Here is a 15,564-nt window from a genome sequence, read left to right on the forward strand (position 1 = left end):
TGTTACCCTTTGACAAGCTCTGGGTTTTTATTTATGTACGCTGAGCTTGTCGAAGCGTTTTATTTGAATCGAAGACTTATAGGTCTTTCGAATATTATTTGTTTTTTTCTGGATTGAAAACCATATCAATCACAGCTCTTTGTCTTCTTTTAAATCGTGCAGAAGAACCCGCAGCTGGCACTGAATAGAATTTTCTTGAAGCCACTGTTAATTTTACTTGTGTAAAGCGTTGTAACATATAACTCCATGCTCCCATGTTTCTAGGCTCTTCTTGAGCCCAAACGTATTCTTTTGCGTTTGGATATCTGTCGATAGCCTCTTTTAGTTTTTCTTCATGCAAAGGGAAAAGTTGTTCAATTCTTACCAAAGCAACATCATCACGTTCAGTAGTTTCTCTCTCTTCCAATAATTCATAATAGAATTTACCAGTACAGAAAACAACTTTTGTTACTTTTTCTGGTGCAATTGTATCATCGATAACTTCTTGGAAACTTCCATTAGCAAAGTCCTCAATAGGATTTACAGCTTTAGGATGACGCAATAAACTTTTAGGTGTAAAGACAATTAAAGGTTTTCTATGCTTGCGTTTCATATGACGACGCAACAAGTGGTACATGTTGGCTGGTGTAGTACAATCAGCAACAGTCATATTATCTTCGGCACATAATTGTAAGAATCTTTCAATTCTAGCAGATGAATGCTCAGAACCTTGTCCTTCATAACCATGTGGTAATAATACTACAATACCATTTTGTAATTTCCATTTATGCTCAGCAGCAGAAATGTATTGGTCAAACATAATTTGTGCACCATTGTTGAAATCTCCAAACTGAGCTTCCCATATGGTTAAAGTATTTGGGTTTGCCATAGCATACCCATAATCAAATCCTAAAACTCCATATTCTGATAATAATGAGTTGTAAATATACATCTCACCTTTGTTTTTTGGATTTGTATTTATCAGGTTGATTCTGTCTTCAGTATTTTCATCACGTAAAATTGCATGACGGTGGCTAAATGTTCCACGTTCTACATCTTGACCAGAAATTCTAACATTATATCCTTCTTCAAGAAGCGATCCATAGGCAAGTGTTTCACCCATACCCCAATCAAGAAGATTGTTTTCGAAAACCATTTTTTCACGACCTTTTACAATACGCTCTGCTTTTCGAACAAACTTCACACCTTCTGGTACAGTAGATACTACTTTTGCTATCCCTTGCAGGTTTTCAACTGGATACGTTGTATCAATAGGAGAAAGCATTGCTTCAAGGTTCTCTCTAACAAATTCTTTCCAAGTATGTTGCATAAAAGGAACTACTTTAGAAGTAGAATCTCCTTTGGCTTTTTGGAATTGTTCTTCCAACATACCCTTGAATTCATCCTTTATTTGCTTAGCATATGCTGCATCAATTGATCCTTCGTTGATCAATTTTTCAACATATATATCTTTTGGATTCTTGTGTTTTGATATTGTTTTATACAGATTTGGTTGTGTAAATCTAGGTTCATCTCCTTCGTTATGACCGTATTTACGATATCCTAATAAATCAATAAAAATGTCTCTCTTGAATTTCATTCTAAATTCAAGTGCTAATTCTACAGCATGACAAACAGCTTCTACATCATCCGCATTAACGTGTAATACAGGAGATAAAGTAACTTTTGCAACATCAGTACAGTAAGTACTAGATCGAGCATCTAGATAGTTAGTGGTAAATCCAACTTGGTTGTTAACTACTAAGTGTAGAGTACCTCCGGTTTTGTAACCATTTAGTTTACTCATTTGAGTAACCTCGTAAACAATTCCTTGACCTGCAATGGCAGCATCACCATGTACTATAATAGGTAAGATTTTAGAATCATCACCGTTGTATTTTCTGTCAATTTTTGCTCTAGCAATACCTTCAGCAACAGGAGCTACGGTTTCTAAGTGAGATGGATTAGGAACCAAGTTCATTTTCATCACTTCACCATTTTGGAAAGTCTTACTACGAGTAAGTCCCATATGGTATTTTACATCTCCATCAATATGTTCATCATCGAAATCTTTTCCTTCGAATTCAGAAAATAAATCACGAACAGGTTTTTTGAAAATATTTGTCAACGTACTCAAACGTCCTCTATGTGCCATTCCAAGTACACATTCTTTTACACCAAATTTTTCTGCAGCATCTCTCAAGGCAACAGAAATAGCTGGGATTAATGCCTCTCCTCCTTCAAGAGAAAAACGTTTTTGACCAACATATTTAGTTTGTAAAAAATCTTCAAAACCAACTGCTTGATTTAGTTTTGAAAGAATGTATTTTTTAGAATCTATATTATAACTCGGGTGGTTGTTGTTTTTATTCAAACGATCTTGCCACCATTGAATTTCTTCTGGATTACGAATGTACATGTATTCTACACCTATAGAATCACAATACATTTGCTCTAGATTAGAAATGATTTCAGAAAGTTTTGTTGGTTTTAACCCAAGAATTTCACTTGCGCTAAAAACAATATCTAAATCTTCCTTGGTCAAACCAAAGTTCTCGATCGCCAAGGTTGGCTTGTATTGGCGTCTTTCACGAACAGGATTTGTCTTAGTGAACAAATGCCCACGAGATCTATATCCATTTATCAATTCTATTACACGAAACTCTTTGTTTACATGTTCAGGAATGTCAATGTTAGTGTTTTCTTCACCTGTTAAAGAATAGTCTTCATTAGCAAGGTCGTAACCTTGGAAAAAACTTTTCCAACTTGGTTCTACGGAATCAGGATTTACTTGATACTGATCGTATAAATCGGCAATGAAGCCGGAATGTGCTGCGTTTAAGAACGAAAATTTGTCCATATTTTATAGAATACTCGGTATTTTATTAAAAACCTTAGCAAAAGTACAACGTTTTGGCCAAAAAACCGTGTATCGGTTATCGATTTGTTAATAATGTAAATAAATATAACAGATTTTATTTTTTCTGTTAATTTACATATTAAAAATATGCGATTTGACCATATTTAAATCTGAGCTATGAATAAATTACTATGGTTTTCCAGTTGTAGATCTTTCTAATTATCCTTTAAAAGGTCTTGTTTAATAGTTCTTTTTCGGTGTAGACACCGTTTTTGGGTTTTATCAATCTGAGTTTTTTGATACTTTGTTTGCTCGTTGTTGCTTTTTTGCTGGCAAAGTTTTGTTGTAGGTAATTGATAAGGTTTGCAATGTCATAATCATTATAAGTTACATTGTTAACCAACCCTGGCATGGTTGCGCTTAGATTGTATTGTTTACCATTCACATGTATGGGGCCAGAAAGTCCATGTAAAATGATCAACCCCAGTCTTTCTGAAGGTCCAGATACAAATTCTGAGTTTTTAAGGGGAGGAGCTAGACTGTTGATTCCTTGTCCTTTTGTTCCATGACAAGTGGAGCAGATGTTTTTAAATATTTTTTCACCAGCTTTTAACGACGCTGAGTTTTTTCTGTTTTTTGCTCTTTGGTGTTTTATGTCTTTCTTTTCAGCAATGGTTTCTTTAATTAAGTAGTTTAGTTGGCCTTCTGATTTTTTTTCTTTCTTCATGTAAATTAGAAAGGCTTCTTCATGGTTTCTTAAACTAGCAATAATTGCCTCGTCATAAATAATATTTTCAGGGTGTTTTCTATGAATGTTTTCTAAAATTGGGAATGTTTTTTCTTTTGAATGTGAAATCCAATTTCCCATAGAGTTTGCGATATAGATGTCTAATGAGGGATTGTTTGTAGAAGTCAATCGGGAAAGACATTCAATAAATTTGTTAAGGTTTTTGTTTGAAGCATAGTTCTCAGCAAGAACGATAGCATGATTTAAGGTTTCTATGTTGTTTACATTTTCTAATACTTTGGCTAAGAATTTAAAGTCGATAGCATGTAATCCTTCCAAGGTTTGAAGTGCGTGCGTTTGTGCGTAGGGATGTTTTTCAAATACCATTTTTTTTAAAGCAGGTATGGCAACTTCTTCAAAACGGTAAATTAATATTTGTTGAGCGCGATCTCTTAACCATCCATTGGAGTGTTTTAAAAGCGAAACCCAATCTGGAACAGTTAACCTATCTAAATTAGGAATCTGTTTTTGGTCGCTGTTTTTTGGTGAGACTTTTAAAATCCTACCCATTCCTATTACTGTATCGAGTTGTCGCTTAGCGTATAGGTTTTTAAGGTAAGGTGTAAGGAATGCTTTGTCTTGAATAATTCCTCTATGCATGTCTACTATATAAAGATTTCCGTCTGGTCCGTTGAAAAGATTGACAGGTCTAAATCCTTCGTCAGTTGATGCAAGAAATTCTTTTTTAGGTATTGCTTGTTTTCCCGTTATTTTAATTTTGTTAAAGTCAAGGATATTTCTTTTGATTAAGTTTGCTTCTGGTGCGCACACAAAAGCATTCTGATTGTAAGAGGCAGGAAACTGATCACCTCTATATATCATGGGTCCACATGCTGCAGTGATATTAATAAGTATACTGTCTTTGTCTAATCTTCCGGGAATGTAGCCTCTGTTAACAGCAGTCGAATGCAACGGAAATACTCTATTGTTGTTTATAGTTCTTTGACCAAGTGATGCTGATAGTAGTTGGTGTTTGTTTTTTGAAGTTGTGTTTGGCAGTACGTAATCGCCAATTAATTGTGTAGAATTATTGTTGTAATAAATTCTTCCAAAATTATCATGAGTTATTCCCCATTGTCCTCTAAAACGAGTATGCTCTTTAATCCATTTACCATTTTTTCTTTGGTATCTTGCACTTGATTTAGCGTTGTAAATCCAGTTATCAATATTCATCATCAAACCGTTGGGTTGATGCTCTACATTACCACCGTGTGTATAATGAGCATCTACTAAAACCTTATTAACGGGTTTGTCATCTAGTATATCAACGAACCACAAATTAGGTGGTTCTGCGTATAATAGACCTCCATAAACATGTGCAATGGCTCTTGGCAAAACTAAGTTGTCAATAAAAACTTTGGTATGGTCTGTTACACCATCGTTGTCATAGTCCTCTAAAATGGTAATTCTTCCATTTGGCATTTCTTCTCCAGTACCTTCAAGATTTTGCATGTATCCACGCATTTCAACAACCCAAATTCGGCCTTTGTTGTCGAAATCCATGGCAATAGGAGCTTCAATAAAAGGTTCTGAACAGATAGACTTTAATTCAAAGTTCTCCTCAATTTTGTATGAGTCTAAAGAAACTTTTGGTTCATCATAATCTTTAGGTGAGCAGCTATAAAAGGCAATTGTAATAAAGAGAAAAAATACGGATTTTGGTAGTTTTTTTGAAATTCTAATAAAAATCATGGAGGTGTTTCAGTTTGCAACAAAGATAAGTAATTTCAATGTTAGCTTAGTTTAGCTTGTTGTTTTTTAGATGATTGAATTAACAATAATTATGCCGAATAGATTGTTACGATGCGTTGAATATTTGTTCTTGTTTTTTATTCGATGTTTTTTCGATAAAAAATATAGATTTTTTAGTTTTTTTTCTTGTAGAAATTAAAATATAATCTATATTTGCAAACGCAAAACAGAAATGGTTTGCCTTCTATATGAAACTCCTCCTTAGCTCAGTTGGTTAGAGCATCTGACTGTTAATCAGAGGGTCCTTGGTTCGAGCCCAAGAGGAGGAGCAAAAGTTAAAAGAGCTACATGAAAATGTAGCTCTTTTTTTGTGTTCTAAATTTAAAATATCTCTTATATGCATTTTAAAGTTCTGAGGTAAAAATATTTATACAGAACGATTAAATTTTTGAAAATTTATGTTTTTCAAAAGGGAATGTTTTTTTAGTCAATGGAGTGATAAAATATTTGGTAAAACATTTTTCACAACGGTATGCTTTTATAAAAGGAATTGTTTTTAAAACTCGATTTCGTTTGATTCGCATTCTATAGGAAGAATTGCATTTTGGACATTTTTTCATGGTAATAGGGTTTGTAATAGAAACACTTTGAAATTAAAACACCCTACCTAAACATATGTTAATTTTATATTTTTTTATTTTCTTGTTGCAGAATTTAAAATAATAGTTATATTTGCACTCGCAAAACAGAAATGGGTTGCATTCTATATGAAACTCCTCCTTAGCTCAGTTGGTTAGAGCATCTGACTGTTAATCAGAGGGTCCTTGGTTCGAGCCCAAGAGGAGGAGCAAAAAGCAAAAGAGTTACACGAAAGTGTAGCTCTTTTTTTATTTATAAAAAAACCTCACCATAAATGATGAGGTTTTTTGGTTTAATGTTTTGATATCTTGTTATTGAGCTTGTACTTCTAAATAGCGTACATCATTTAATTTTAATGAGATTGTTGAATTTAACTTTTCTCCATCAAGTAAGTCTGTTATTTTAATTTCATTAAACCCGTCTATTGATAGTGAAATTTCCGTACTTGATTTTCCGGTGTTAACAAGGCAGACCACATATTTGTTGTTTTCTTTTTTTAATGTTCTCCAAAAACAGCCTCTTTTGTCAAGTTCTATGTTTTCGGTGAGTTTTAACTTGTTTTTGTTTCCAATCGATTTTAGTGCCGTAGATCTTATTTCAATTGTAGTGTTCTTGTAGATCAATTTCCCGCCTTTTTTGACATTTAATGGTTTTGTTCTTTTGTGCCCATATTCATTTTTTAATAGACTCTCTTGGTCTACTATTATGGTTCCTCCCGCATTTAAGTAGCTTTGTAATGTCTCAAATTCTGAATCCGTTACAAAGGGGGTTTTGTAGATTAATGTAACATCCCAATTGTTGTTATCTTGTTTGTTGATGATGTTTTCTGTAGCAAAGCCAATTGGTAGTCCATCGAAGAATAGACTCTCATATAAATCTAAAGTATGCTCCATATGGTCGAGAACGTTGATTGCAGTAGTTTCAGAATGGAAAATTCTAATTGGTTTTCGGCTGTTTTGAATTTTATAAATGTCATGAGCATATGCATTCATATCATAAAATACATTCCCAATTTCGTTTACTATTGCAGGTTGGTGTATTAGGCTCGCACCATAGCCGTTATCTTTACCTTGACTAGCTTTTCTGATAGAACCATCCGTTTCTCTTGGCCAATACCAAATTTGACTTGCATTTTCGCCTAACAGGTACGCTAACCAAAAGGCCGATTTTATATATTCTGGCTGTAGGTACAAGTCTCTAAACCCAGAGGTTGAAACATAATGGTTTTCAGAGTTGTAATTGATTGAATTTGGTTTTACAGAGCTTAAAAAGTCAAACGTCAATGCCATTTCAGCCCAATTAAAATTATAGCGTTCCATCCAACGTTCAGTAATACCACTCATCAATTCTTGGTTCATATCTGCATCGTTACCAATGATTTCTTGAAGTTCTTGCAGTGCTTCAAAATCTAAACCTGCGTCTCGTGTTTGTCTCGAACTAAAAAACAGAGGTATTAATTTGATATGAGTCCTCGCATCGGGATCGTTTTCTTTGATGGTAGTATGAATAAAATTAAACCATTCGGTTACACGAGTGTTGTTGAATTTAAACCAATCATATACATATGGGGTTCCAACCTCACTGTTTTTAATAGGAAATTCAATTGCGTAATTTCCTTGTTCATTTGGGGAATAAGTACCTGCAATATCAGCGTAACCTGTTAAATATTTTGCAGTGTTTGTACCATACCAGTTTTTATTTAGTCTTTTCAATCCTTTTTTACCAGTTCCATAAATTGTTTTTAAATGTTTTTCAAACTCTTTCATGGTATAGAAAGAAACTAAATTGTTGTTACAAGTGTTACTTTTGTTGCATTGTTTTTGCTGATTTCCGGTGGTGTTTGGTGTAAAATAATTTTTTTCTATGGACGCCCAATGAGGCTCATTAGCCATCATATAGGCAAAATTTCTTGTCGCAGTCTTTTTATATTTAGGGATGGAGTTTTCTAGAAGATTGCTTACTAATTCTTTGGATTGTGGATTATTAATGTCGTAAGTAGTAAAAAGTCTTGCTCCTGCATATATTGATTTCGTATCGTCTTTTTTGTTTAGGTTTTCGTAACGTATATAATTCGGAATTCCTCTATGGTCGAGAAAGACTCTAGTGATGTTTTTATTTTTTTTAATCTTTTTGTTGAGGTTATTTGTGTAACCACCGTTAAGCGATCCGTCTTTTGTTACATATCTTCCTGTTAAAAATAAGTCTTTAATGGAACCATGATAATCAGTTGTTTTTAGTTTGGTTGATTTTTGGTTGTTTATGTCGGCTAAAACGTATTCAGGTTTAAAGGTATATGTATGAAAGAAAGTCGGAATGTCTTCACCGTTTACTTTCTCTACAATTATATCTTCGTTATCTGTTTTTTTGATTCTGATGTTCTCGAAATTTACTGTCCTGTAATTTGGTCGTTTTAACGTGCCATTTGTCAATGAAGAAATATCAGAAATAGCTTGTCTTGTAATTTTTAAAATCTGCTCTCTGTGTTGTTGTGGTAAATAGGCGGCAGCAGCATGCGCATCTCTTCCTTTTTTATCTTTTTTGTTTTTCCAATAAGTTCTAACAAGTTTGAATTGTTTAGCGTTTAAGTCAACATTATTTTCATCCCAATCCGAATAACTTAAGAATATTTCTGCAGTACGCAGTGTCATTTTTTCTTTTTCTATATTAAGGCCAGTCTGTTCTGCTTTTGAAATTATTTTTTTTAATTCGTTGATATTATCTACAACTTGTTCTCTAAGATCTTGAGATTGCAAGATGCTTGAGAAAAGAATTAGTATATAATAGAATTTTGTTTTAAGGTGTTTTACAACCATGAGTGGTAATTTATGCGGGTGGTGATTTATATTCATATGATTATTGTTTTTTAATTAATTTTAAGATGTTATTCGTTGATGGAATTTTAATAAAATAAACGCCTGCAGCTAAATCTGAAATATCAAATGTGGCTGATGAATTTATAACATTTAACTTTTGGTTTGAAACTACACTTCCTTGTATGTTGTAAACAATTATTTGTAGCATATGTTCATCCGTAATATTGTTGATTTGGAACAAGCCAGATGTAGGGTTTGGAAAGATTGAGATTGGGGGTTTTGCAATATTGGTTATTTTTCCCTCACAGGGTTTGTTGGTTGTAAGCTCTAATGTCTCTATTGATTCTGTTTCTATTGAGAAGTGTTGTTCATTGGTAGAGAAAACTTTTTGCTGGTTAACAAATACATGGTAGGGAGCAGTACCTTCAATAATATCAAATTTTGTTTTATTGTTTTTATTTGAGATAGCTGCCTCTAATTTGTTGCTTTTTTTTATAATAAAACTATATTCTTTATGTTGTTGATTGTCTCTGTTTGTGATGCTTACGCTGTAATTATCGGGAGCTAAGTCTTCTAATGTTAGTTCTTTAGTGAAAATAGTTTCTGTATTGTTGAATTTTAGTTTGTAGTTGCCAACTTGGGTCGCTTTTATTTTAAGCTTTCCGTTTTTTGCATCTGGACATGTTTCTGGAAATATTGATAAAATATGATCGTTTTCAGCAGTAACTTCTAAAAATAGAACTTGTTCAGGTTCCATTAAAAAACTTCCAGTTAAGTTATTTCCGTTTAAAAGATTGGTGCAAATTACCGGAGAATCATTGTCTTTAATTCCTAAAGTTATGGATGCTTGAGTTTTACCAATGTTCACCAAACTAATCACGTTTTTCCCTTCTGGAGTAACAATGGATCTCCAATGACACCCTTTTAAACCTAAATTATTGGTTTCTTCTACTGTTAATAAAGGGAGCATGTTTTGAGTGTTGACGACTTCTAATGCTAGAGCTTTCATTTCTTCGTAACTTGAAGTGCTTTGAAGTATACCTGAGCCCTGTTCTAGCGTTTTTGTGTGTAATTTACCATATTCGTTTTTTTTCAGGCTGATGGCATCAACGATAATATGTCCTCCTTGATTGAGGTAATTTTGTAGTGCGTCTAATTCATCTTCGGTTACAAATTCTGTATTTGCAATTAAAATTACCTCCCAGAGCTTGTTGTCTTGTAGGTTTATGATGTCTTTAGTCGCAAACCCTAATTGAAGTCCTTCAAAATATAATGATTCGTAGAGTTTAAAGGTATTTTTCATATATAACTCTCCCTCGTTTATTGCAGAGGTTTGAGTATTGAAAATTCTAATAGGTTTGGGTAAGTTTTGAATTTGTGTAATTTCTTCAGAATAAGAATTTAGATCCATCATGGTAGATGTCACTTCATTGATTATTTGGGGTTGTTGGTTTATAGTACCGGGGTAGTCTTTGGAGACCATATTATCTCTTGGAGAGCCGTCTTCTCGTCTTGACCAAAACCAGCACTGATCTACATTTAAACCATGTAGATAGGCTAACCAATAAGTCATTCTTGCGTAACTTGGTTTTAGATAGAGGTCTCTAAATTTAGTAGTAGAGAGAAAGTGAGTTTCAGAATTGAATATTATTTTGTTAGGACTAATACTACTAAAAAAATCATAGGTTAATGCGATGTCTTTCCATTCAAAATTATATCGATCTTCCCAGTCTTCTTTGGGTCCCCACATATGGCTGTTGTAAGATTTAGCATCATTTCCGAGAATGTCACTTTGACGTGTTAATGTTTCGATATCTAATCCGTGATCACCTTGATTTTGTACCCAAAAATGAGGGATTAACTTTATGTGAGTTTTTGCCGATGCATCATGTTTTTTAATTTCGTCTTGTAAAAATTGGAACCAATCGTTTACCCTATCCATATTGAATCTTTGCCAGTCATACCACATTGGTGTGCCTTGTAAGCTTCTAAATATGGGGATATCAATAGTTACACTAGAAAAGTCTACAAAATTAGTTTCCCATTCTGTGTTTAGTTTATTAATAGTTTGATGTTTTTGTGTCAACCACAATTTAAATTTTTCAAGGGTGTAATCTGAGACAGGGCCCGAAGCCCATACATTTTTATTGGGTTCTTTTGTGGTGATAAAATGAGGCTCGTTTGCTAACATATAACCTAACTGAGCGTAATTTTTTCCAGCAATTTTGGGTATTGTATTTTTGAAAAGGGAGCTAAAAAGTGTTTTTGCGCCAGGATTGTCAATATCGTAAGCCACAAAGGTGTCTTCTCTCATTCTAAAATCAGGTCCATATTGCTGTTCTGCCCAATCTGGAGTAGATTTATGGTTGATAAAAATATTACCAAAAGTACCGGTAGGTTTAGAGTTTAAACTATTAGTTACATAAGATTTGATGGTTCCGTTTTCGTCATCTGCAAAAGTTGGACTTAAATAAAAACCGTCTCTTGCTCCAAAATATTTTGTTAATTCTGGAATATAGGGTTTCCATGTATAATCAATTAAGAATACGGGTTTGCCATTTTGTGAAATTTTGTTGTCTGAAATAGTCAGGTTGGACCAGTCTATTTCTGGGATGTCTTTTCTTTTAATGTCACCACTAATGATTTTTTGCAAAACGACAATTGCTTCCTCAAGAATAATTAAAATATTTGACCTTTCAAGATCGGGCAAGTCTTGAGCCAGTTGCACGGCATCATCTTCAAAATAAGGTAAGGATGCAAATAAAGTTTGATTGGTATCGATATTATTTTCATCCCAATTGGCGTATTTTAAAAAAACTTGGGCAACACTAATGGTCATTTTTTCTTTGGTAGCATCAAGTTCATTGTTTTCAGCATGGGCAATTAAGGTTTCTAGCTCTGTAATTTTTGCGAGTATTTCATTTTCAGTTTGCCCAATAATACTTTGTTGGGTGAACAAAGAAAGTATCACCACTAAAAAGAGGATAAGACTTCTTTTAAAAATATGATTAGGAGTAGGTGTTTTCATTTTGTTGTTTCTAAACGAGTTTTAATTTCATATCAAATTTAATTTTTGGGTAGGTCATTTTTGTACGAATCTATCTATTTTTTGTACGATTAAGTCATTTATAATCTTTTCAATTAGGCTTGTTTGTGTCTTACTAATATTTTTGTAATAGGTGTTCTTAGGATGCTGAATTATCAAATAAACCTTAATTTTATAAAGATGAAAGTTGTATGTACTTTAGTTGTTAATATTTTTGTTTTTGCGCTTTTTTTATGTTCAAATACTGTTTTTTCTAAGAAAAATCCTATTGTTAGTATTACAACAAAACACACTGTTCTCAAAGTGAAAACTGCTGTTTTTAAAAATAAAACTCATATTATAACGAGTAGTTATGATGGTGTTGTTTCGGCAATAAATTTTAAAGGAGACTTAATTTGGGAACAACCCTTATCAGGTTTGATGAATCATGATTTATGGGTAGATGATATCGATGGAGATGGAAGTGAAGAGGTGATAACAGCGAATGCTGATGGAAGCATCTTTTGTATTAATTATAAAGGAGATTTGATTTGGAGTTTTAAGCAAAATGATTCGCCTATGATTTCTGCTTGTGTAGTACATTCTAAAGAAGGTTTGGCTCCATATATTGCTTGTGGAGGAAATGATCTTAATATCTACTATATCTCAAACAAGGGTGAGTTGTTAACTGAAATTCCATCAAGTTCATATCCAACTTTGTATAAGCCGAATAAAAAATGGCAAGATGATGGAACCCTTCCCTATAATGAACATACGGTTAATTTTTTAAGACCCTTGCCGCAACCAGATGGTTCTGATATTTTATTGTTAGATGCAATATTGTCGCATGCAGATAAATTAAATATGTATTATTATTTCAAACCAAAAGCAAAAAAGCCATTTAAATCTAAAAAGATTTTTCATGGTCCGGTTGGAGATATCACGGTATTTGAAAATCCAATATCTAAGGAATTAGAAGTGTTATTAGGAACATCGGGCATTATGGAAAAACATGATTTGGGGATTTTGAAGCCAAGTAATAATGAAATACAGAAAATAAATTTTAGTGTAAATTCTAAGCAAAAGTTAGGTTTTGGTTATAGAGTTACCCAAACGGAAGTAATTCCCGGTAAGGATACTTTTGAGTATGTTTCCCTAAAAGGGGAGTTTATATTTATTGCAAAACCTACAGCTGATTTTAAGGAAATTGAGGTTTTAAAATCTACTTTTTCATATAACGATATTCATCATGATAAGTTGAATCAAAAAATAATCTTGGCAAGTGCGCAAAGTGGAGGGAATCAAGTTCATATTGTTGATTATACACAAAAAATATGGAAAAAAGCATATGAAGAATTAATGCCAGGAGGTAATATTGCATCGATATTGAAAGAAACAGATGTTGTGAAAAAGAATCTGAAAAAGTATTCTAGGCCAGAGTATGAGAGACAGTCCCTAAAGGTAACTATAATGTCTCCTCCTACCAAGAACAAGTTTACACCTGAAATGCAACGAATAAAAGATCGTTATAAAAATCTTTCTTTTATGGGGTATGCATTTCTCAAAGATGTGGGTACTTGGGATAGGTCTCATATTGAAATTTCTTCGTTTAGAGATATTAGAGATGGCCGTAAGAGGTATAATAATAGTGCTGATAAAGTTGCCCAAAATTTAATTTCAAAATATAATGAAAATGGATTGTGTACTTGGGGAGGTCATGGTGTAGATCCTTATTATTATGGTAAAGAAACTATAAAAAAGGTGATTGATGCAGGTAATGGTAAGCCAACTGTTTGGGTTTGGCCAGAGTTGACAATTTTGCATAAAAAAGATTTTAAGTATGCGTTGGACGATTTAATTTACCCTCTGGCTGATTATAGTAAAACACATAATGCAAAACAGTTTATTCGAAGTAAACATATTTTTTGGCAATCGATTATTTATAAACCAGAGTGGTCACGTTTTTTATCTGGTGAATTTGCAGATGTATTGATTCCATCTATGGAAGAAACTCAAGATGTAGCGATGGAATTAAGCTTGGCTAGTCGATTGGGGTTATGGTCCAGTGGGGTAGCAAATAGTTGGGGTACACGATGTGCTAGAGATAATCCAAGTTTTATGAGATCAAGGCAGTTCTCACATCAAAATTTACCAAATCATTTTTTACGAAATGCAATTTTTCATGCTTCTTATGGTGCATCATATATTAATAATTTTAATATTGATTCTGAGTATTCAGAGTACTTAACTGTATTGTGGGAGTTGATAGGTAAAGGTGCATTGTATGTTCCCAAACGGAATGAAATCCTTAGTTTTTCTCCTGTTCATTTGAGTATGGTTAACCCAGATGAAACTTATTTGCGAGAGGGTAATAGTTCTTCAACAACTTTAAGGTATTCGAAAGAAAAAGATAATTATGTTTTCAGTCGATTGAGTAGTGATTGGACAGGAGGTCAAGTTACCTCGTGGGATTTTTCAAGTTATGCTGCTGGAGTAAAAGATAGAAAATTGAATTTTTTAGCCCCGTATTCTAATGGGATGGTTTTGATTACACCGGTTCAAAATGGAGTTTATAAACAAGAAAAAGCCAAGCGTGAAAGATTGGAAGATAATTTACATCCGATGTATAAAAACATACTAAGAGAGTATATTACGAATGGAAAAGATTATTTATCTGCAGATGGGACTAAAACTATGTCAGCCTCTGAGTATTATAATATTATTGATAATGATATTAAAAAAAGTGCTAAACTGTTACCGATAACGGTTACGGGTGATGTGGCTTGGGTAGTGGCTCAAACATCTGACAAGCATTTAAGATTAACTTTAATCGATAATGGATATTTGAATCCAAAAGAAAGCGTAGCTAAGGTTCAGTTTCATACAATTAAGCCGTTAGCGGTAAAAGATATTTTATCAGGAGAAAATTTTAATTTAAATGCAAAAAAATCAACTTTAGAAATAAAAATTCCTGCAGGGATGTTTAAGTTTATTGATGTGAAATTAGAAGATGCGTTGTGATTTAAAAAATTCTTTGAAGAATAAAAAAAGCTCATTGAAACCTTGGTTTCAATGAGCTTTTGGAGGGTGAGAATCGTTATTTCTTTTGTTGGAAAAATGAGACATCATCTAAGTAAATAACTAAATCAGTTTTTGGTCTTGGGATGTAACTCACGCTACTCCAAAGTTCATTTCCAATGGCAGGATTTCCTTTAAAGTTGGTAGTTAGCTTTGTCCATTGTCCAACTTTTACTTTTGATAAATTAAAGCTTGCCACAACTTCTTTTCCGTTAGATTGTTGTAAGGTTACAGCGAGTCTTCCTGATGGTTTTCCAGATGGGATATAAAACCATGCTGAAACTGAGTAAGCTTCGTCTGATAATACTTCAAAGTCACCTTCGTTGCCACGATTTGATCTCCATGTTTGAAATTTTCCTGATTTAGGTTGTTTGGTAAAGTCCATTTTACAACTATAATTACCAGAGTGTTTGTGTTCTGAAGATAAAATAAACCCAGGATCTTGAGTCCATGCTGTAACGATATCAGCTTTGCCATTTCTATACGTTACGCCTTCACTAATTTCAAAGCTCCAGGCCTTTTCATTGTATTTAATTTGCGCAGAGGTTGAAAAACTCCCAATGATTATTAATAACATTGAGATACGAAATAATTTAGTTTTCATAATAAAAATAGATTTGTTTGTAATTAAATTTTAAACAAATCTATATACCTATGTGCTAGAGATTGTACGAAAATATAAATAATATGT

General features: G+C 33.2%; 6 protein-coding genes and 2 tRNA genes. 3 read left to right on the plus strand and 5 right to left on the minus strand.

Annotation, left to right across the window (positions count from 1 at the left end):
* Positions 1-94: 94 nt before the first annotated feature.
* Together AC2DGP_RS12055 and AC2DGP_RS12060 are read right to left on the minus strand one after the other, a co-directional pair.
* On the minus strand, positions 95-2,839 hold the full coding sequence (locus AC2DGP_RS12055) for a 2-oxoglutarate dehydrogenase E1 component (protein ID WP_484490311.1): 2,745 nt from the start codon (positions 2,837-2,839) through the stop codon (positions 95-97).
* Positions 2,840-3,065: 226 nt separating this feature from the next.
* A complete protein-coding gene (locus AC2DGP_RS12060) occupies positions 3,066-5,318 on the minus strand; it encodes a DUF7133 domain-containing protein (protein ID WP_484490312.1) in 2,253 nt (750 codons plus the stop codon).
* A 255-nt stretch (positions 5,319-5,573) separates the two neighbouring features.
* Here AC2DGP_RS12060 and AC2DGP_RS12065 point away from each other — a divergent pair.
* Together AC2DGP_RS12065 and AC2DGP_RS12070 are read left to right on the plus strand one after the other, a co-directional pair.
* Positions 5,574-5,647 (plus strand) — tRNA-Asn (locus AC2DGP_RS12065).
* 445 nt (positions 5,648-6,092) lie between these two features.
* A tRNA-Asn gene (locus AC2DGP_RS12070) sits at positions 6,093-6,166 on the plus strand.
* Between the two features lie 102 nt (positions 6,167-6,268).
* On the opposite strand, the gene AC2DGP_RS12075 is transcribed toward AC2DGP_RS12070, so the two are convergent.
* Entirely contained in the window at positions 6,269-8,806 is a 2,538-nt protein-coding gene (locus AC2DGP_RS12075) for a hypothetical protein (protein WP_484490313.1), read from the minus strand.
* Between the two features lie 4 nt (positions 8,807-8,810).
* Positions 8,811-11,798 carry a T9SS type A sorting domain-containing protein gene (locus tag AC2DGP_RS12080; RefSeq protein WP_484490314.1) on the minus strand — a complete coding sequence of 996 codons (2,988 nt, stop codon included), beginning with the start codon at positions 11,796-11,798 and terminating at the stop codon, positions 8,811-8,813.
* 198 nt (positions 11,799-11,996) lie between these two features.
* On the opposite strand from AC2DGP_RS12080, the gene AC2DGP_RS12085 reads away from it, so the two are divergent.
* Positions 11,997-14,816, plus strand: coding sequence for a hypothetical protein (locus AC2DGP_RS12085; protein ID WP_484490315.1), 2,820 nt, complete (start codon positions 11,997-11,999; stop codon positions 14,814-14,816).
* Between the two features lie 76 nt (positions 14,817-14,892).
* Here AC2DGP_RS12085 and AC2DGP_RS12090 read toward each other — a convergent pair whose 3' ends face one another.
* Positions 14,893-15,477, minus strand: a complete 585-nt coding sequence (locus AC2DGP_RS12090; protein ID WP_484490316.1) for a hypothetical protein — start codon at positions 15,475-15,477, stop codon at positions 14,893-14,895.
* Positions 15,478-15,564 lie beyond the last annotated feature (87 nt).

The organism is Flavicella sp. IMCC45537, from assembly GCF_057197705.1.